Genomic DNA, 19,837 nt, shown 5'->3' on the forward strand with positions numbered 1-19,837 from the left:
TTAGGTGCCCATCAAGTTTAAAAGTTTTATTGTTGACAATCCGTTACAACTGTATATACTGTATATATACAGTTGTAAATCAGAATGGTGGTGACTCCGTGGATATTAAACTTAGTAATGCAAGCGATAAACCAATTTATGAACAAATTACAGAACAAATTAAACAAGCAATTATTACAGGAAAATTAACACCTGGTGATCCATTGCCTTCCATTCGCAATCTAGCGAGAGAATTAAAAATTAGCGTTATGACGACAAAGAGGGCGTATTCCGATTTAGAACGGGATGGATTTATCGTTACTTTTGCTGGGAAGGGAAGTTTTGTTGCGGAACGAAATCAGGAGTTTTTGCGAGAAGAATTGCTTCGGCAAGTGGAAGACCACTTAAATAAAGCCGTTCAAATCGCGAAGCTTGCAGGAATTCATGGAAAAGAATTATTGGATTTACTTTCATTGTTAGTAGAGGAGGAATTGGAATGACGTATGCAATTGAAGTTGTAAATTTAAGAAAAAAATTTCCTCAATTCCAATTAGTCGATGTTTCTTTCCAGTTACCAACCGGTACAATTATGGGCTTTGTTGGAGAAAATGGTGCCGGAAAAACAACGACCATTAAATGTCTTTTAAACTTGCTTCAAAAGGATAGAGGAGAAGTTAAATTACTTGGATTGGATTATGTTGAACACGATACAGCCATCAAAGAGCAAATCGGTGTCGTATTTGATGATTTATATGTACCTGAAACATTAAATGCAACTCAAATCAATCACATATTAGAAAAAATTTTTGCTAATTGGGATGAAGCTTACTACGTTGAACTATTAAAGCGCTTCAAAATACCTATTAAAAAGCCAATTAAACAGCTTTCCCGTGGAATGCGGATGAAACTGTCCATTGCCATGGCTCTTGCCCATCATCCAAAATTATTAATTTTAGATGAACCGACGAGCGGATTAGATCCGATTGTGCGAGATGAAATTCTCGATCTTTTTATGGAATTTATGCAGGACGAGGACAACAGCATTTTATTCTCCACCCACATTACATCTGACTTAGAAAAGATTGCTGACTATATTACGTTTATTCATGAAGGAGAAATCGTCTTTAGCAAAAATAAAGATGAACTGTTGTATGACTACGGAATATGGAAAGGAACGGTGGAGCAATCCAAGGAATTGCCTGAACATGCAAAAGTGCGTATGAGAAAAAATGCATTCGGAATAGAAATTTTAGTGAATCGAAAAGAAGTGAATAATGCATTTCATCTCGATAAACCGTCCATAGAAGACATCATGTTATTTTTCGTGAAAGGGGCTTATGTATGAAAGCATTGATTTTAAAAGATTTGTACGTCATACTTAACCAAAAAAATACTTTGTTAACGTTCATAATACTTTTTGTCATCGCTTCTTTCTTTTTGGGAGATACGGGAATTTTACTAATTTTTCTTACGGTTTTAACCATTACGCAAATCAATTTTACCCTAACCTACGACGAAACAAGTCATTGGATTCGATTTGTCAATACGCTGCCAATCGAAAAGTCCGATATCGTAAAAAGTAAGTATATTTTAAGTCTGTTCTTAATACTTTGTATGGTTGTCATTGTTTTTCCAATTTTTTTATTAACAAATACGATTACTAAAACATTTACAATGGTTAATTTTATTTCAATTTTATCCATCTTCATATCAGGAGTCCTCATGATGTTGTCATTCGTGATACCAGTGACCATTAAATATGGTGCCCAAAAAGCTCGCATTTTCATTTTGGCTCTAATTTTTATACCTGTCATTGTAATAAATGTCATTTCAAATGGTTCATTCTTTCATCAATTACTTGAATTTCTTCTTTTATTTGGATACATTGCTTTGATCATTGCGGTTGTCATGTTTTATTTATCCTATCAACTCTCCGTTAAGTTTTTTGAGAAAAAAGAATACTAAAAAAATGAGCAAGGGAACCTTACCTTGCTCGTTTTTATCAATTCATTATTTTGATGAATCTTTTATACCCTGACCAATAATTGCCACTGCTGGTTTAACGGAGAAAATCTTATCGATCAGCTCCTGAATAGAATCCAAAGAAATCGCATCAATTTTTTGAAGGATTTCATCCACCGTCAAATGACGACCAAAAATCAATTCGTTTTTCCCGTTACGGCTCATGCGATTCGTCATGCTCTCCATATTCAGTAGAAAACTTGCTTTTAACTGTTCTTTTCCGTTATAAAGCTCTTGTAGCGTCACGCCATCTTTTTTTATTTTTTCAATGGATTTAATAATTGTCTCATGTAGTAAAGGCAATTGTTGATTGTTCGTACTTCCGTAAATGGTTAATGCACCGACATCCATATAACAGGATGGATAGGAGAAAATTGTGTAAGCTAATCCCTTTTCTTCCCTTACTTCTTGGAAGAGGCGGGAAGACATATTGCCACCTATAATATTATTTAAAGTGATAAAGCTATAGTAATTTGGATCTTTTACACTGATGGCGGGATAACTCATCGCCAAATGGGACTGTTCTACATCCCGTTCCTTTACGAAACGTCCTGAATGAAATGTTGGATTTGATAAGTTTAGTGGGACAGCTTTTTCAGATGGTTCGAAGTTCCCGAACAACGATTCAATATGTAAAAGCAAATCTTTTGATATATTCCCTGCCAAAGAAATAACAACATTCTTTGGAAAATAATGTTTATCCATATAGTTCAAAATAAAATCACGATCAAATTTTTGAAGGGTTTCATTCGTTCCTAAAATAGGAAGGCCCAATGGATCGTTTGGATACATCACTCTCCATAAACGTTCGTGTACATCATCATCAGGAGCATCTTCGCTCATTAAGATTTCCTCTAATACAACTTGCCGTTCTTTCTCCAATTCATTTTTTTCAAACACTGAATGGAAAAACATATCAGCTAATATACTGATTGCCAACTTTCCATGATGCTCCAACACCTTTGCATAGTAGCAAGTATTTTCCTTTGATGTAAATGCATTTAGCTCTCCGCCAATGCGATCAAACTCTTCTGCAATTTGTCTAGCAGTTCGAGTATTTGTTCCTTTAAAGAGCATATGTTCAATAAAATGGGTAATTCCGTTTTCTTCTGGCAGTTCAAATCTAGATCCTGCTCCAACCCATATTCCTACAGAAATTGAACGCACGTATGGAATATGTTCATATACAATCCTTACGCCATTTTGACAAGTATAAACGTTAACCAATTTACAACCTCTTTCTACTGACATTTCCTATCTGTTCGATCTTTATAATCGAAACTACTTCTTACTTTACAAAATATTTTATAGGAATAAAAGTTTTTTGATGTCCTATGTACTTTCATTTCAAACAAATAAAAAGAGGTTGTTCTCCTTTTCTACAACCTCTCAACATATTATTGTTTTAAATTTTGTTTTGCTCGCTCTTTATCTTCTTTAATGACTACTTTTCGCGATAAATTAATGCGACCTTGATCGTCAATATCGATTACTTTCACCAGTACTTTATCGCCAATTTTGAGTACATCTTCTACTTTATTTGTACGTTCTTCTTGAATTTCAGAAATGTGGAGTAATCCATCTTTGCCAGGGAAAATTTCACAGAATGCACCGAATTTTTCAATGCGTTTTACAGTTGCTAAATAGTATTCTCCCACTTTTGCTTCGCGAACAATTTCTTCGATAATTTCTTTCGCGCGTAAGTTCATTTCTTCATTCACAGAAGAAATATAAATTGTACCGTCTTGTTCAGTATCGATTTTTACACCTGTTTCATCGATAATTTTGTTGATTGTTTTTCCCCCTGACCCAATAACATCACGAATTTTTTCAGGGTTAATTTTAATGGAAATAATTTTTGGAGCATATTTTGAAAGTTGTTCACGCGGTTTTGCAATCGTTTGTTTCATATGTTCTAAGATTTTCAAACGACCTTCTCTTGCTTGCATTAACGCTTCTTCTAAAATTTCACGTGATAATCCGTCAATTTTAATATCCATTTGAAGCGCTGTAACACCTTTTTCTGTTCCAGCTACTTTAAAGTCCATATCTCCAAGATGGTCTTCCATTCCTTGAATATCTGTTAAAATTGTATAGTGTTCGCCTTTTTTCACTAATCCCATCGCAATTCCTGCAACAGGCGCTTTGATTGGAACACCTGCATCCATCATAGCGAGTGTACTAGCACAAATTGACGCTTGAGAAGTTGAACCGTTGGACTCTAATACTTCTGATACACAACGAATCGCATATGGGAACTCTTTTTCATCCGGAATGACTGCAAGCAATGCACGTTCACCTAATGCACCGTGTCCGATTTCACGTCGACCAGGACCGCGCATAGGACCTGTTTCCCCTACTGAGAATGGAGGGAAGTTGTAATGATGCATGAAACGTTTTGATTCTTCTAAACCTAATCCATCAATGATTTGCACGTCTCCTAATGGACCTAAAGTACAGATGGAAAGGGCTTGTGTTTGACCTCGAGTGAAAAGACCTGAACCATGGGCGCGTTGCAATAAGCCGACTTCAGATGATAGCGGGCGAATTTCATCTACTTTTCGTCCGTCTGGGCGTACTTTTTCCTCTGTAATTAAACGTCGAACTTCCTCTTTCACCATTTTATCTAAAACAGTGTTTACTTGTTTCAACGTTTCTTCTTCAGCTTCTTGTTCTTCATAATAAGTAATTACTCGCTCTTTAACAGCTGCAATTGCTTCTTCCCGAGCTAATTTTTCCACAGTTTGAATGGCAGCCATCATATCTTGCTCGCACATTGCTCTAACTGCATTTTCAATTTCTTCATCAATTTCAAACAATGCTACTTCAATTTTTTCTTTGCCGACTTCTGCAACTATTTGTTCCTGGAATTCAATTAATTTTTTAATTTCTTCATGCCCAAACATAATGGCTTCAAGCATGATTTCTTCCGGAACTTCTAAAGCACCTGCTTCAACCATGTTGATAGCGTCTTTATTGCCTGCTACAGATAAGTGGATTGTACTTTTCTCTGATTGTTCTATATCTGGATTAATAACAAATTTTCCATCTACATAACCTACATGCACACCCGCGATTGGTCCGTTAAATGGAATATCTGAGATGGAAAGAGCTAACGATGAACCAAGCATTGCAGCCACATCTGTTGGACAATCCGGGTCTGAAGACATGACAATTGAAACGACTTGTACTTCGTTACGGAATCCTTCTGGGAACATCGGACGAATCGGACGGTCAATTAAGCGCGAAACCAAAATTGCATGTTCAGATGGACGGCCTTCTCGCTTGATGAACCCTCCAGGTATTTTTCCTGCTGCATATAAACGTTCTTCGTAGTTTACAGTAAGAGGGAAGAAATCTAATGCTTTTGCCTCTTTAGACATCGTTGCAGTGGAAAGTACTGCCGAATCGCCGTAGCGAACAAGCACAGCCCCATTAGCTTGTTTTGCTAATTGGCCAACTTCAATTACTAATGGGCGTCCAGCCCAATCATATCGATAGACTTTTTTTTCGGTCATTCATTAATCCCCTTTCTCTTTGAGAACACTCGTCAGGAGTATTTATATACCATTAGTAAGTGTATCAAAAAAGAATATTCTATGCTAAACATTTTCAATTAAAATATGGTAATTTTACTTTTATTGTTACCCAGTTAATTGTTTTTTGAATAAATAAAAAGCGGGAAAATCCCGCTTTGAATTAACGACGTAAGCCTAATTTTTCGATTAATGTACGGTAACGTTGAACGTCTTTTTCACGTAAATATTTTAATAAATGACGACGACGACCTACTTTTTTAAGAAGACCGCGTTGAGAGTGGAAGTCTTTCTTATGAACAGCTAAGTGATCGTTTAATACGTTAATTTCTTCTGTTAAAATAGCGATTTGTACTTCTGGAGAACCAGTATCTCCTTCATGAGTTTGGAATTCTTTAATGATTTCGTTTTTACGTTCTTTTGAAATTGCCATGTTTAGTTCCTCCTAATATTTATTTACTCCTATAGCACAGTCAACCGTTGGAGAATCGGTAAGCCGAGCTAAGGAATGTACGATTAGTACACTAGGAAATAATATCATAGTTCAAATGGATAAGCAACTTATTTATCGGCGAAATACTCAATTGTTTGTTCCTTATCTCGAGAGATTTGAGCTTTTAATGATTCAATGCCGTCAAATTTTTGTTCGTCACGTAAACGTTTATACCAAAGGACTTTTACTTCTTCACCGTAAATATTTTTTTCAAAATCTAATATGTGCACCTCAATTGTTAATTGTTTTTCATCCGGGTTTTTAAATGTTGGTTTAAAGCCGACATTGCAAACACCATCATATAATCGATTTTGCACGAACACCCTCACTGCATAAACGCCATTTTTTGGAATAAAACAGCCTTCCATTGATTGAATATTGGCTGTTGGAAATCCGATGGTACGTCCTCTTTTATCTCCTTGAACAACAATTCCAGGAACTTGGAAGGGGCGTCCTAATAAATGATGGACGGTTTCCATATCTCCATCTTGTAAACATTTTCGAATGCGAGTTGATGAAATTTTTTCCCCATCGTCCACCTGTTTTTCCACTACTGTTACACCAAAATTACCAAGGGACAGTTCCTTCATTAAATCCATATTTCCCTTCCCAAATGCTCCAAAAGAAAAATCAAAGCCGGCAGTTACATGTTTAACATTCAAATCTCGAATAAAATATTGAATGAAATCCTCTGGTGAAAGCCTAGCAAAATCAGATGTGAATTGTACGACAAATGTTGTATCTACGCCCATTTCTTCTAATATTTCTAATTTTTGTGGAAGAGGTGTAATATAAAAAATTTTTTCATTGCTTTTACCTAATACAATAGAAGGATGGGGATCAAAAGTCATAACAGCACTTTTAATATTCAATTCCTCTGCTTTTTCCATTGCTGCACTGATAACAGCTTGGTGTCCTCTATGTACTCCATCAAAAAAGCCAACTGCTAGGGAATAGGAAGTGGAAGGATCAACTTTATTTAATTGATATGGATATTTTAAATGAATAACCTTCATTCGATTGGCCTCCTAGAAATTATTTGGAAACATCTTATCTGGTTTCATGAGTCCAGGTTTCGTTGGATGTTTTTTATATACTGCAATCGCCTTCCCATTTCGACTAAAAACGATTTTTTCTTCCTGTTTTAATAATGAATGGACTTTTAAAATTTGTCCATTACAAATTTTCTTTTCGTTTGATTCATCGACCTCGATAAATGGATAAGTTAACGCATCTTCAATGGGAAGCAGCAGTTGTTCAAATGTTCCTTCCTCCACAGCCTTTTCAATATCACGAAGAGTATAACAATCCGCTTTCGTAAAATTCCCTGAGGCAGTTCTAACAAGAGAAGCCATATGACTAGGATAGCCTAATAATTGTCCTATTTGTACAGCAAGAGTTCGTATATATGTGCCTTTGCTGCACTTGATTCTTATATGAAAAGTAATTTCCTCGCCTTCAAAAATGGCTTGATCATCAAGCAGTTGCAATTCATGAATCGTTACTTTTCTTGAAGGTCGATCTACTTCAATTCCTTTTCGTGCATATTCATAAAGTTTTATTCCATTTACTTTTACCGCTGAATACATTGGGGGAATTTGTTCAATTTCACCAGTAAGTTGTGAAAGCACTTTTTGCAATTGCTCACGGGTAATAACTTTATAAGATAGATCTTCTTCTACCGTTTCTCCTTCAGCATCTTCAGTTGTTGTTGAGCGACCAATAGCTACAGTGGCTTCATAAGTTTTACCCATATCCGTTATATACTCGGCAATTCTAGTTGCTTGTCCAATGCAAATCGGTAAAACTCCTTCAACCGCTGGATCGAGCGTTCCTGTATGTCCTATTTTTTTGTATTTTAAAATTTTTCTCAGTTGAAATACACAATCGTGACTCGTTAAACCTCGTTCTTTCCATAGTGGTAAAATCCCGTTCACTCTATCCCCCCTAAAATTTCAATAAAAAAAGCCTACCTGCATTATGATGCAGTCGCAGGCTTTTTTAAACTATTTAGAATTACGCCTCATCATGATCTTCTTTAATAGAGCGTAATAATTGTTCGATTTTGTTGCCGTATTCGATCGATGAATCAAACTTAAATAAAAGTTCAGGTGTTCTTCTAAGACGAATACGTTGGCCGATTTCTGTGCGAATGAAACCTTTCGCCTTTTCCAAGGCTTTTAACGTTTCATTCTTTTCTTCTTCATCGCCTAATGTGGTGATATAAATCGTAGCTTGTTGAAGGTCGCCTGTCAGTTCGACAGCCGTTACCGTAACAAATCCTACGCGAGGATCTTTTAATTTTCGGCCAATGATGTCGCCTAATTCTTTCTTCATTTGTTCAGCAACACGATTTGCACGTAGAGACATGTTGTCACCTCTTTTAAAAGCAGAATAAAAGCGAAACGAACTGGCTTTTATCTACTTTACTTCATAGTGTTATTGTTAGTTTAATGGGAAACCGGAAAATTATCCTCTTGTTTTTATAAATATTCCCGAGAAAATTCTAGCAATTCCCATAATGGATTTGATTGTAAAAAGTGAAGTACATGATCGATTTCACGGTCAGCTGCAGCACTTGATGAAGCAACTGTTACAACAGCTATCTTTGTTCGCTGCCACACGTTTTGATGATCGATTTCTGCAACTGATACATTAAATTTTTGTTTTGTACGTGTAATCATCCGTTGGAGAACTGCACGCTTTTCCTTTAAAGAATGGGCATCCGGAATCATAAATTCTGCTACAAGATAGACAATCATTTCCGCACAATTTCTTCCATAATGAAGGCTTCGATGACGTCGCCTTCTTTAATGTCGTTAAAGTTTTTAATTTGCATACCGCACTCAAAGCCTTTAACGACTTCTTTTACGTCATCTTTAAAGCGTTTTAGCGACTCAAGTTCTCCCTCATAAATAACGATTCCATCACGGATGACGCGTACGCCTGCATCGCGAGTTACTTTACCATCTGTCACATATGAACCTGCAATTGTACCCACTTTGGAAATTTTAATTGTTTGACGTACTTCCGCTTGCCCGATAATTTTCTCTTCATATTCCGGATCAAGCATTCCTTTCATTGCAGCTTCAATTTCTTCAATTGCTTTATAAATGACGCGGTGTAGGCGAATTTCTACGCCTTCTTGTTCCGCTGCACGTTTTGCATTGACGTCTGGACGAACGTTAAATCCTATTACAATGGCATTGGAAGCCGCTGCAAGACTAATATCGGATTCAGTAATTGCCCCTACACCTGTGTGGATAATTTTTACATTTACACCTTCCACATCAATTTTCATAAATGAGGAAGATAGAGCTTCTACTGAACCTTGTACGTCTGCTTTGATGATTAAATTCAATTCTTTCATATCCCCTTGGGACATTTGTTCAAACAAGTTATCTAACGTAACTCGTGATTTTTGTGCACGACTTGCTTGTATTGCCATTTGTGCACGAGCTTCACCAATTTCGCGAGCCGTTTTTTCATCTTCAACGACTACGAATCTGTCACCTGCTTGAGGTACTTCGTGTAAACCAGTAATTTCGACAGGTGTTGCTGGCAACGCTTCTTTAACTCGACGTCCTAAGTCATTGACCATAGCACGAACACGACCGAACGTATTTCCTACAACGATTGGATCTCCAACGCGCAACGTACCATTTTGCACTAATAATGTCGCTACAGAACCGCGCCCTTTATCTAATTGTGCTTCGATAACTGTACCGATTGCTCTGCGGTTTGGATTCGCCTTTAATTCAGAAACTTCTGCAACTAGTAGAATCATTTCTAATAGTTGGTCAATTCCTTCACCTTTTAACGCTGAGATTGGTACGAAGATTGTATCGCCACCCCAGTCTTCCGGAATAAGACCATATTCAGTTAATTCTTGCATAACGCGATCAGGATTTGCTGTTGGTTTATCCATTTTGTTTACAGCAACAATGATTGGTACGTTAGCTGCTTTCGCGTGGTTAATGGCTTCCACAGTTTGTGGCATTACACCGTCATCAGCAGCAACAACGATAACAACAATATCGGTAATCTGTGCACCTCTAGCACGCATTGTTGTGAAGGCTTCGTGCCCTGGTGTATCAAGGAAAGTAATTTTCTTTCCGTTAATATCCACTTGATATGCACCGATATGCTGCGTAATACCGCCAGCTTCTCCTTCTGTTACTCTCGAATTGCGGATGGAGTCTAAAGTTGTCGTTTTCCCATGGTCAACGTGGCCCATAATTGTTACAACAGGTGGACGTTCTTCTAAATCCTCTTCTGCATCCGCTTGTTCAAAGTAAATTTCTAAGTCCGTTTTATCGATGCGAACTTCTTCTTCCACTTCTACGCCATAGTCCGCACAAATTAATTCTATCGCATCTTTGTCTAAATCTTGGTTAATTGTAGCCATTACACCTAGCATGAAGAGCTTTTTAATGATTTCAGAAGGTTCGCGATTTAATTTCTTCGCAAGTTCTGCTACCGTTAGCGATTCATAGAAAGTAATTTTTTTAGGAAGTTCCTTTTGAACTTGCTGTTGAGGTTGTTGTTTTGCCTGACGGCGTTTACCACCATGAATACCAGGCTTTTTACGTTGATCGCCTTTATTTTTTGTTTGTTGTTGATGAACATTTTGATCTTTTGTAGATTTGTTTCTTTTAATTTTTTCAAAAGCAACGTCTGACCCATTATCATTATTATCGGTTTTCTTTAGCTGTTGCTCATGTCTTTTCACTTCTTTGTTTTGCACTGGCTTTGACTTTTGTTGTTCTGCATTTTTTTGCTTAACTGGTGCTTCATTCGTATTTTTGTTAAAGACTGCGTCCAATTTAGCAACCTCTTCTCCGTTAAGCGTAGACATATGATTAGTTACATTTATATTTAATTTTTTCAATTCTTCAATGATTTCTTTACTAGGTCTATTAACTTTTTTGGCATATTCATGAACTCTGATTTTGGTCATCTGCTCACCCCCGATTAATTTTCGTTGAGTAGACTAGACAATTTTTTGGCGAAACCTTGATCGGTGATTGCAATAACCACCCGGGCTTCTTTCCCAATCGCATGTCCTAGTTCATAGCGATTACCAAATATATGATACTCAACGTTATAAAACGTACATTTATCTTGAATTTTTTTTCTTGAATTGTTGGCTGCATCCGAAGCAAGAATGACTAACTTCGCATTGCCTTTTTGAATTTCTTTGACAACTAATTCTTCACCAGTAATGATTTTTCGAGCTCGAGTCGCCAAGCCCAGCATTTGAAATATCTTTTCATGATTCATTTTTAAATAGCGACTCCCTGCGAATTAATCTAATTAATTCATCATAAATTTCATCTGGTATTTTTACTTCTAGATGGCGTTCTAAAATCTTTTTGTTACGAGCTTTTTCAACTACCTCTTCCGACTTAGAAACATATGCACCGCGGCCTGACTTTTTTCCAGTCGGATCTACCGATACTTCTCCATCTTTAGAGCGAACAACACGAAGCAACTCTTTTTTTGGGAAACTCTCACCTGTTACAACACAGCGGCGTAATGGAACTTTTCTTTTCGTTGGCACGTAATATCACCTTCCCTATAAGCTCATCATACGCATTCCTTGTTCGATGTCATTTATTTTTCATCATCTTGTTCTTCATCGATTGTAACTTCTTGATGTTCATCATCGTTGATATCTTGATATAAGTCATATTCAAAATCGTCGAAGGAAGACTCTTTATCATTTTGAATGTCGATGATTGGACTGTTCTCATTAGGATAAATGCCTAATTCACGAGCATCAGATTCGCTTTTTATATCAATTTTCCAACCTGTTAATTTTGCTGCAAGTCTCGCGTTTTGTCCCCGTTTACCAATTGCTAATGATAGTTGATAATCTGGAACGATGACTGTCGTTGATTTTTCTTCTTCATTCACAATGACATCTAACACTTTTGAAGGGCTAAGAGCATTTGCAACAAATACAACAGGATCTTCCGACCATTCAACAATGTCAATTTTTTCGCCATTTAACTCATTGACGATTGCTTGTACACGGGCTCCTTTCGTACCAACACAAGCACCTACTGCATCCACTTCTGGATCGTGAGTATAAACGGAGATTTTTGAACGATCTCCTGCTTCGCGAGCGATTGATTTAATTTCTACAATACCATCATAAATTTCTGGTACTTCCATTTCAAATAGTCTACGTAGTAAACCTGGATGTGTACGGGAAACGATAATTTGTGGTCCGCGAGTCGTTTTTTCGACTTTTGTAATGTACACTCGAATGCGTTGTTGAGGCTTATATTCTTCACCTTGAATTTGTTCATTTAATGGTAATGCAGCTTCTACTTTTCCAAGATTAATATAAATATTGCGAGCGTCTCTTCGTTCAATAATTCCATTCACGATATCATCAGTGCGATCAACAAATTCTTCATATATAATGCTTCTTTCTGCTTCACGTACGCGTTGAGTAACAACTTGTTTTGCAGTTTGTGCAGCAATTCGACCAAAGTTGCGAGGTGTCACTTCTTGTTCAACAATATCTCCTGGTTCATAAACGCTATTAATTTTTCTAGCTTCTTCTAGCGAAATTTCTAATCGTGGATCTTCCACTTCCTCCACAACTTCTTTTCTTGAGAAGACTTTTATTTCACCTGTTTCTTGATTAAAATCAACACGTACATTTTGTGCTTGATTAAAATTGCGCTTATATGCAGTCACTAATGCGGCTTCGATCGCTTCCACTAATATTTCCCTTGAAATGCCTTTCTGCTCTTCTAGAGCAATTAAAGCATCTAGTAATTCACTGCTCATTGTTTTATTTCACTCCTAATTAATTTGATGAAAAATCGATTGCTAGCCTAGCTTTTGCAATCTTTTCTTTTGCAATTTTTATTACAACATTCCGTGTTTTTATACGTATTTCAATTTCCAGGTTCTCTTCATCGTTGGATTTTAAGTATCCATAGAACTCTTTCATTCCTTCTATTGGTTCATACGTTTTGATGTAAACGTATTTTCCAACAGCTTTCTCAAAATCCGATTCTTTCTTCAATGGGCGTTCCGCACCAGGAGAAGAAACTTCTAGATAGTAGTTTTGTTCAATCGGATCCTTTTCATCCAACACGGCACTTAATCGCTCGCTAACAAGTGCACATTGGTCGATATCAATTCCACCTTGAGGAGTATCGATGTATACACGGAGGAACCAAGCGCGTCCCTCTTTTACAAACTCAATATCCACTAATTCAAGATTTAAATCCTGTAAAATCGGTGTCACCAGCTGTTCTACTATTGTAGTAATTTTGCTCATAATATCCTCCCAACGTCTTGTTTCGTTGACTAAAAACAGAAATTCCACCAATATTGGTGAAATTCGCATTCCGTGTACTTTTTCAATCGCCCCCTTGGTGGAGAGCAGAACTCAAGACACAATGTAAACAATAGAAAAGAGCGGGAAAACCCACTCTTTTGCTGCAAAAACTATCAACAAATTATTGATATTACAATAGCACAATTTCTTAATAAATGCAAATTTACAAAACGATTCCACCGTATTGACAAATTTGCAATGCACGGCTTAACTCGACATCTTTTCGAAAATTAGAATAGTGATAATTGGTCTTCATCTGGAAGGCCTTCTAATACACCTAATTGTTCCATGTATTCAATCAATGATTTTGATACACGACCGCGAGTTTGTAAATCTTCTTTTGATAAAAATTGTCGTTCTTCTCTTGCTGCTACAATTTGTTTCGCAACGCTTTCCCCTAATCCTGGAATTGCATTGAACGGGGGGATAAGGGAATTTCCTTCGATTACAAATTCTGTTGCCTTTGATTTGTATAAATCGACATTTTTAAAGCTCATTCCTCTTTCGCACATTTCAAGAGCAATTTCAAGAACCGTTAACAAGTCCTTTTCTTTTTTCGTTGCATCTAATCCTTTTGCATTGATTTCTTCCACTCTTGTACGAATGGCTCTTGCCCCTTTAATCATCGCTGGTAAATCAAAATCTTCAGCACGAACTGAAAAATAGGCACAATAATATGCTAGAGGAAAATGTACTTTAAAGTATGCCACCCGCACAGCCATTAATACATAAGCGGCAGCGTGAGCTTTCGGGAACATGTATTTGATCTTTTTACATGATTCAATATACCAGTCTGGCACACCGTTTTCTCTCATCGCTTTCTCCATATCTTCTGTCAACCCTTTTCCTTTACGAACGGATTCCATCGTTTTGAAAGCAAGAGAAGGTTCTAGACCTTTGTATATTAAATATACCATGATATCGTCACGACACCCGATAACTTCTGAGAAAGAACATACGTTATTTGCTATCAATTCGCTGGCATTTCCTAACCAAACATCAGTACCGTGGGAAAGCCCAGAGATTTTTAATAACTCTGAGAACGTTTTTGGCTTTGTATCTTCCAACATTTGACGAACAAATTTTGTTCCGAATTCTGGTATGCCAAGAGTTCCTGTCTTACAAAAAATTTGCTCAGGAGTTACCCCTAAAGATTCTGTTCCAGTAAAGATCGCCATCACTTCTGGATCATCGGGTGGAATTGTTTTAGGATCGATGCCTGTTAAATCTTGCAACATGCGAATCATTGTCGGATCATCGTGCCCAAGTATATCAAGTTTTAAAATGTTATCGTGAATCGAATGGAAATCAAAGTGCGTTGTACGCCATTCAGCATCTTGGGCATCTGCAGGATATTGCACAGGTGTAAAATCGTAAATATCCATATAATCAGGAACAACGAGAATTCCCCCTGGATGTTGTCCAGTCGTTCGTTTAACACCCGTACAACCTTGTACTAAACGATCGATTTCCGCTGCTCGGAAATTTATATTATTATCATTTGCATAACCTTTTACAAATCCGTACGCTGTTTTTTCAGCAACGGTGCCGATTGTTCCTGCACGATATACTTTATCTTCCCCGAACAATACTTTCGTATAGTTATGGGCGCGAGGCTGGTATTCCCCTGAGAAGTTCAAGTCGATATCAGGAACTTTATCTCCATTAAATCCAAGGAACGTTTCAAACGGGATATCTTGTCCGTCTTTATTTAAAGGTGTTCCGCATTTTGGACAATCTTTATTTGGTAAATCAAATCCTGAACCGACGGAGCCATCTGTAAAGAATTCAGAATAGTAACAGTTCGGACATACATAATGAGGTGGCAACGGATTCACTTCCGTTATTTCCATCATTGTTGCAACTAGGGAAGATCCAACAGAACCACGCGAACCTACTAAATAACCATCTTCTAAAGACTTCTTCACGAGTTTTGCAGAAATTAAATAAACAACCCCGAAACCATGGCCTAAAATAGAGTTCAACTCTTTTTCAAGACGTTTCTCTACGATTTCCGGAAGATTTTCACCGTAGATTTTATGAGCCATTTCATACGTCATTCGTGTAATTTCTTCATCTGAACCTTCAATTATAGGTGTATAAAGTTTATCTTTAATCGGCTTCACATCGCCAATCATGTCTGCAATTTTTTGAGAGTTTGTGACAACGATTTCCTTTGCAGTTTCTGGACCTAGAAATGCAAATTCTTCAAGCATTTCATTTGTTGTGCGGAAATGCACTTTTGGAAGAGGATAACGATTTAAAGGATTCGCTCCACCTTGAGAAGATACTAAAATTTTACGGTAGATGGCATCATGTTCGTCTAAATAGTGAACGTTACCAGTTGCAACAACCGGTTTATCCATTTTCTTGCCAAGTTTCACTAATTTACGAATGATATCCTCTAAATGCCACTCATCATGAATCGTGCCACTGTCAAGCAGTTGAGAATAAACTGATTTTGGATGCACTTCAATATAATCATAAAATTCCGCTACTTCTTCTGCTTCTTCAGGGGATTTATTCATCATTGTTTCAAATAATTCGCCGTTGCTACAGCCAGAACCAATGATTAATCCTTCCCGATGTTTCATTAAATCTGAGCGTCGAATGCGCGGCACTCGATAAAATGTTTGCGTATGAGAAATGGACACTAATTTGAATAAATTTTTCAAACCGTTATTATTAACTACTAAAATTGTGCAATGATACGGTCTAGATTGTTTATATGCTTCTTCTCCACCCATGAATTTATTAAAATCATCATGGTATTTTATACCTTTTTCTCTTGCCTCTTTTAATAGATGCAATAATAAATAACCCGTCGCTTCAGTATCATAAATAGCTCGGTGATGTTGCGTCAATTCAATACCGTATTTTTTACAAAGCGTGTTTAAACGGTGATTTTTAAGAGTTGGATTAATTAATCTTGATAACTCTAACGTATCAATTACCGGGTGTTTAACTCCTTCAATTCCCGCTTTTTCATATGCTGCATAAAGGAAACCCATATCAAAGGAAGCGTTGTGAGCAACAACAATTGCATCACCAATAAATTCGTGAAACTCTCGTATCACATCGTCAACTTCTGGTGCCTCTTTCAACATATCATCGGTAATATGAGTCAATTCAATGATTTTTTCCGATAACGGTCTATGTGGATTAGCAAATCGTTCGAATTTATCAATGACTTTGCCTTCCCTAATTTTAACTGCTGCTAATTCAATAATCGTATCGTAAGCAGTAGATAACCCGGTTGTTTCCACGTCAAACACGACGAACGTCGCATCATCTAAGAGAATATGCTGTTCTTCGTAAGCAATCGGTACACCATCATCCACCAAATTTGCTTCCAAACCGTAAATGATTTTAATACCGTGCTTTTTCCCCGCAGCGTAAGCTTCCGGATATGCTTGGACGACAGCGTGATCTGTAATCGCTACTGCTGGATGCCCCCACTTTGCAGCTTGTCCTACAATTCGGTCAACTGGCGTGACAGCGTCCATTTGACTCATCGGTGTATGTAGATGCAATTCAACTCGTTTTTCGCCATCAGGTGCTGTATCTTTTCTTGTCTCTTTATGAATTTCATTGATATCATTCGCCATTACCACTAAATCACGAACGAACGTATCGTTTTGAACGGATCCTCTAACTTTAACCCACATCCCTTTTTTAATACGGGACATGGTTTCAGCATCATCATTGTTGCGAGAAAACATTTTCACAAGAATGGAATCTGTGTAGTCCGTCAATTTTATTTCCAACAATGAACGTCCGCTTTTTAATTCTTTCACTTCCACATCGAAAATGTAGCCTTCAATCACGATGCGGCGCTCTTCTTCAACAATCGATTTGATATCAACAATTTCTGTGTCATTAATTATAGATCCGAGTTGCACAGGACCCCTTTCAACTTGCGGCGTTTCCTTCTTCTCTTTTTCCCGTTTTTGGAAGTCTTCAATGGCTTGTCTTGCCAGTTCAGCTTCTTCTAGCATTCGCTGTTCCAATAATCTTTCTTGCTCGGCCTTTTCCTCTTCTGATGCTTCAACTAATTTGAAATCGACAGGAAACAGTGGAAATCCAAAGCAAGCATAAGATTCTGAAATGATTGCGCCATATTTTGATTTTAATGTCAATTGTTCCATTTCTGATATACATGTAAGAACTAATTTGTTTCCTGCCCAAGTTGGCATCTGACAAGTGAGTCGTTTTTTTACTGGTGGAGATGCATCAATGCGTTCTACAACAGACAACCAGTAGTCTGTAATCAGTTCTTCCGTTATTTGTGGATTGATTGCTTCAATTGTTAACGTTGTTTGGGCAATATGATGAAATTCTTCTTTTAATCGAGAAGAAAATAATTGATAGATTTGATAGGGCAAGATATTTTGAAGCTTTACTGAGAAATTCCAAATCCGTTTTTTCTTATGAACTGTTAAGCGAGTGAGTTCACCTTGTTCAAAAAAGGACATGTAAATATCATCTGTTAAGTTAATTTGTGAAAGGAGCGTATTAAAGCGCTCTCTTGCATCTAAGTTTGTCAATCAACTCACCACCTTCTATATTAAGTAGCCCTCAAAAGGAAAGTAAAAAATGAAAAGAATTCGCATATCTCTGTAGATAAGGCGAATAAACGCCTCATCTATAGAACGAGCGAATTCTATTTTCTATCCAACTATTAAGTATACACTATTTTTCAACGGATTGTTTGAAATTATTGAGTTCGATAAAATTCATTTAATCGGTCAATAAGCTCTTCCTTCGCGCATTCAAAAGTCTCTCCTGTTTTTCGAATTTTAACTTCCACGATTCCCTCCATCGCCTTATTACCGATTGTAACGCGAATTGGTAAACCGATTAAATCGCTGTCAGCAAATTTGATGCCTGCCCGATCATCCCGATCATCATATAACACATCATAGCGATAAGTTGTTAAGATATTGTAAAGCTGATCTGCAAGATTTCGTTGAGCTTCATCTGCTACGTTAACTGCCATCAGATGTAAATCGTATGGAGCTAAATGTTTTGGCCAAGTAAATCCTTTTTCATCATGGTATTGTTCTGCTAATATGCCAAATAGTCTAGTCAAATCTAGTTCGTAACTCGCTAAATGCATCGGTATTTTTTTACCTTCTTGATTTGTAACATACGCTTTCATTTTCTCTGCGATAAGCGTGTTCAGTTTAGTTACTCGTCCAATTCCAATTCCCTTTTCTAAACGAATAATGCCTTTTCCGTCTGGTGAAGGGTCACCTTCTTCAATATACCGAATATCTCCATATAAATTGATAGCAAAATCTCGATTTGGATTCACATTAATGTAATGATAGCCGTTTTCGTTAGCCCCGCTCACACCGTTTACAATGGACTTAATTCCATAGTCAGCAACCACTTTTATATCAAGAGGAAGTTTAATTGGACCAATCGATCCAATAGAACATCCGAGCGTTTTTTCAATTTCCTCTCCACTAGCAAACTGTACTTTTGATGCATTTAATAATTTCATGATTTTTATCATATTCAACTGGTGGTCTCCGCGAACTAATGCGACGATGATTTCGCCATCAACATTTAAAACTAGGGATTTGATGCATTTCGTCGATTCAACTTGTAAAAAATCACATAATTCGTGAATCGTTTGAACATTTGGTGTTGCAACTTTTTCTATCGGTTTCAATTCCTCATTGGGTTGTTCATATTCAATGGCCACTTCTGCAATTTGTGCATTTGCTACATAATGTGATTGATTTGAAAAAGCGATCATTTCTTGTCCATTATTGTTTAGAATAACAAATTCAAACGATTGATCACCAAATGCTCCTGAATCCGCTTTCACAATATGCACGTTTAATCCAAGACGAGAAAAAATTCGTTCATAAGTACTAATCATCTGTTCAAAGCTTCCATTTAAACTTTCTTCATTATCGTGAAATGAATAAGCATCTTTCATCAGAAACTCCCGCGCTTGAAATAAATCATGGCGGTACTCCTTTTCGTCACAGAACCTCCTTTGAATTTGAAATAGCGTTAAAGGTAATTTTTTATACGTTTTGATTTCATCCCGAACAATAGAAGTAATCAATTCAATGCTTGGTCCCATGACTAATTCACGTTGGTTACGATCTTTTAGATAAATCCATTCTTCGTTGAAAAACTGCAATCTACCTGACTGCTTCCATAAATCAATCGATTGAATCGACGGCAATTCCAATTCAATGGCTTGACGTTCCTCAAGTTCCTCCCGTACGATTTGCTCAATTTTATGTAATACCCGTTTCGCTAAAGGTAAATACGTATATGTTCCATTTGCATGTTGACGAATATATCCAGCACGCAGCAACATTTGACAAGATTTTGTATTGGCAGTTTGAGGCACTTCCCGCATTGTTGGTATAAACGTTAAACTTTGTCTCATCAGTGCTCCACCTTTATAATTTT

Annotated in this window: 17 protein-coding genes; 3 read left to right on the plus strand and 14 right to left on the minus strand. The window is 37.0% G+C overall.

Annotated elements, in window-relative coordinates; all coding sequences use genetic code 11:
- Nucleotides 1-98 precede the first annotated feature (98 nt).
- Genes NSU17_RS02680 through NSU17_RS02690 form a run of 3 tightly spaced genes read left to right on the plus strand, consistent with a single transcriptional unit; the run spans nucleotide 99 to nucleotide 1,944 of the window.
- Nucleotides 99-479, plus strand: coding sequence for a GntR family transcriptional regulator (locus NSU17_RS02680; RefSeq protein ID WP_096550692.1), 381 nt, complete (start codon nucleotides 99-101; stop codon nucleotides 477-479).
- On the plus strand, nucleotides 476-1,324 hold the full coding sequence (locus tag NSU17_RS02685) for an ABC transporter ATP-binding protein (RefSeq protein ID WP_340704220.1): 849 nt from the start codon (nucleotides 476-478) through the stop codon (nucleotides 1,322-1,324). The genes NSU17_RS02680 and NSU17_RS02685 overlap by 4 nt, the downstream gene beginning before the upstream one ends.
- Entirely contained in the window at nucleotides 1,321-1,944 is a 624-nt protein-coding gene (locus NSU17_RS02690) for an ABC-2 transporter permease (protein WP_340704221.1), read from the plus strand. The genes NSU17_RS02685 and NSU17_RS02690 overlap by 4 nt, the downstream gene beginning before the upstream one ends.
- 45 nt (nucleotides 1,945-1,989) lie before the next feature.
- Here NSU17_RS02690 and NSU17_RS02695 read toward each other — a convergent pair whose 3' ends face one another.
- The 14 genes from NSU17_RS02695 to NSU17_RS02760 all read right to left on the minus strand — a co-directional run bounded on the left by NSU17_RS02695 (nucleotide 1,990) and on the right by NSU17_RS02760 (nucleotide 19,814).
- Nucleotides 1,990-3,228 (minus strand): M16 family metallopeptidase, encoded by a 1,239-nt coding sequence (locus tag NSU17_RS02695; protein WP_340436680.1) that lies wholly within the window; start codon nucleotides 3,226-3,228, stop codon nucleotides 1,990-1,992.
- A 170-nt stretch (nucleotides 3,229-3,398) separates the two neighbouring features.
- A complete protein-coding gene (gene pnp / locus NSU17_RS02700; protein WP_340704222.1) occupies nucleotides 3,399-5,519 on the minus strand; it encodes a polyribonucleotide nucleotidyltransferase in 2,121 nt (706 codons plus the stop codon).
- A gap of 181 nt (nucleotides 5,520-5,700) precedes the next feature.
- Nucleotides 5,701-5,970: a 30S ribosomal protein S15 gene (rpsO, locus tag NSU17_RS02705; RefSeq protein WP_016836805.1), complete on the minus strand. Its 270-nt coding sequence runs from the start codon at nucleotides 5,968-5,970 to the stop codon at nucleotides 5,701-5,703.
- A gap of 128 nt (nucleotides 5,971-6,098) precedes the next feature.
- Nucleotides 6,099-7,046, minus strand: a complete 948-nt coding sequence (locus NSU17_RS02710; protein WP_340704223.1) for a bifunctional riboflavin kinase/FAD synthetase — start codon at nucleotides 7,044-7,046, stop codon at nucleotides 6,099-6,101.
- A gap of 12 nt (nucleotides 7,047-7,058) precedes the next feature.
- Nucleotides 7,059-7,967 (minus strand): tRNA pseudouridine(55) synthase TruB, encoded by a 909-nt coding sequence (gene truB / locus NSU17_RS02715; protein ID WP_096550687.1) that lies wholly within the window; start codon nucleotides 7,965-7,967, stop codon nucleotides 7,059-7,061.
- A 79-nt stretch (nucleotides 7,968-8,046) separates the two neighbouring features.
- Nucleotides 8,047-8,400: a 30S ribosome-binding factor RbfA gene (rbfA, locus tag NSU17_RS02720; RefSeq protein ID WP_096550686.1), complete on the minus strand. Its 354-nt coding sequence runs from the start codon at nucleotides 8,398-8,400 to the stop codon at nucleotides 8,047-8,049.
- A 113-nt stretch (nucleotides 8,401-8,513) separates the two neighbouring features.
- Nucleotides 8,514-8,792, minus strand: a complete 279-nt coding sequence (locus tag NSU17_RS02725) for a DUF503 domain-containing protein (RefSeq protein WP_096550685.1) — start codon at nucleotides 8,790-8,792, stop codon at nucleotides 8,514-8,516.
- Entirely contained in the window at nucleotides 8,789-10,990 is a 2,202-nt protein-coding gene (gene infB / locus NSU17_RS02730) for a translation initiation factor IF-2 (RefSeq protein ID WP_340704224.1), read from the minus strand. Before infB ends, NSU17_RS02725 begins: the two co-directional genes overlap by 4 nt.
- A 14-nt stretch (nucleotides 10,991-11,004) precedes the next feature.
- Complete coding sequence (locus NSU17_RS02735) at nucleotides 11,005-11,313, minus strand: YlxQ family RNA-binding protein (RefSeq protein WP_340436672.1); 309 nt, start codon at nucleotides 11,311-11,313, stop codon at nucleotides 11,005-11,007.
- Nucleotides 11,303-11,593, minus strand: a complete 291-nt coding sequence (gene rnpM / locus NSU17_RS02740) for an RNase P modulator RnpM (protein WP_016836798.1) — start codon at nucleotides 11,591-11,593, stop codon at nucleotides 11,303-11,305. The genes NSU17_RS02735 and rnpM overlap by 11 nt, the downstream gene beginning before the upstream one ends.
- 53 nt (nucleotides 11,594-11,646) lie before the next feature.
- Complete coding sequence (gene nusA, locus NSU17_RS02745) at nucleotides 11,647-12,837, minus strand: transcription termination factor NusA (protein ID WP_340436670.1); 1,191 nt, start codon at nucleotides 12,835-12,837, stop codon at nucleotides 11,647-11,649.
- 19 nt (nucleotides 12,838-12,856) lie between these two features.
- Nucleotides 12,857-13,336, minus strand: a complete 480-nt coding sequence (gene rimP, locus NSU17_RS02750) for a ribosome maturation factor RimP (protein ID WP_096550682.1) — start codon at nucleotides 13,334-13,336, stop codon at nucleotides 12,857-12,859.
- A gap of 290 nt (nucleotides 13,337-13,626) precedes the next feature.
- Entirely contained in the window at nucleotides 13,627-17,943 is a 4,317-nt protein-coding gene (locus NSU17_RS02755; protein ID WP_340704225.1) for a PolC-type DNA polymerase III, read from the minus strand.
- Between the two features lie 170 nt (nucleotides 17,944-18,113).
- Nucleotides 18,114-19,814 (minus strand): proline--tRNA ligase, encoded by a 1,701-nt coding sequence (locus NSU17_RS02760; RefSeq protein WP_340433268.1) that lies wholly within the window; start codon nucleotides 19,812-19,814, stop codon nucleotides 18,114-18,116.
- Nucleotides 19,815-19,837: the final 23 nt, after the last annotated feature.

It is taken from the genome of Ureibacillus sp. FSL K6-2830 (genome assembly GCF_038004145.1).
Classification (GTDB): domain Bacteria; phylum Bacillota; class Bacilli; order Bacillales_A; family Planococcaceae; genus Ureibacillus; species Ureibacillus thermosphaericus.

Excerpts from the sequence above, each read along its gene's own strand:
- NSU17_RS02710 (WP_340704223.1), bottom strand. The coding sequence starts at position 7,046 with ATGAAGGTTATTCATTTAAAATATCCATATCAATTAAATAAAGTTGAT.
- rbfA (WP_096550686.1), bottom strand. The coding sequence starts at position 8,400 with ATGTCTCTACGTGCAAATCGTGTTGCTGAACAAATGAAGAAAGAATTA.
- nusA (WP_340436670.1), bottom strand. The coding sequence starts at position 12,837 with ATGAGCAGTGAATTACTAGATGCTTTAATTGCTCTAGAAGAGCAGAAA.
- rpsO (WP_016836805.1), bottom strand. The coding sequence starts at position 5,970 with ATGGCAATTTCAAAAGAACGTAAAAACGAAATCATTAAAGAATTCCAA.
- NSU17_RS02725 (WP_096550685.1), bottom strand. The coding sequence starts at position 8,792 with ATGATTGTCTATCTTGTAGCAGAATTTATGATTCCGGATGCCCATTCT.
- NSU17_RS02760 (WP_340433268.1), bottom strand. The coding sequence starts at position 19,814 with ATGAGACAAAGTTTAACGTTTATACCAACAATGCGGGAAGTGCCTCAA.
- NSU17_RS02690 (WP_340704221.1), top strand. The coding sequence starts at position 1,321 with ATGAAAGCATTGATTTTAAAAGATTTGTACGTCATACTTAACCAAAAA.
- rimP (WP_096550682.1), bottom strand. The coding sequence starts at position 13,336 with ATGAGCAAAATTACTACAATAGTAGAACAGCTGGTGACACCGATTTTA.
- infB (WP_340704224.1), bottom strand. The coding sequence starts at position 10,990 with ATGACCAAAATCAGAGTTCATGAATATGCCAAAAAAGTTAATAGACCT.
- NSU17_RS02735 (WP_340436672.1), bottom strand. The coding sequence starts at position 11,313 with ATGAATCATGAAAAGATATTTCAAATGCTGGGCTTGGCGACTCGAGCT.
- NSU17_RS02685 (WP_340704220.1), top strand. The coding sequence starts at position 476 with ATGACGTATGCAATTGAAGTTGTAAATTTAAGAAAAAAATTTCCTCAA.
- pnp (WP_340704222.1), bottom strand. The coding sequence starts at position 5,519 with ATGACCGAAAAAAAAGTCTATCGATATGATTGGGCTGGACGCCCATTA.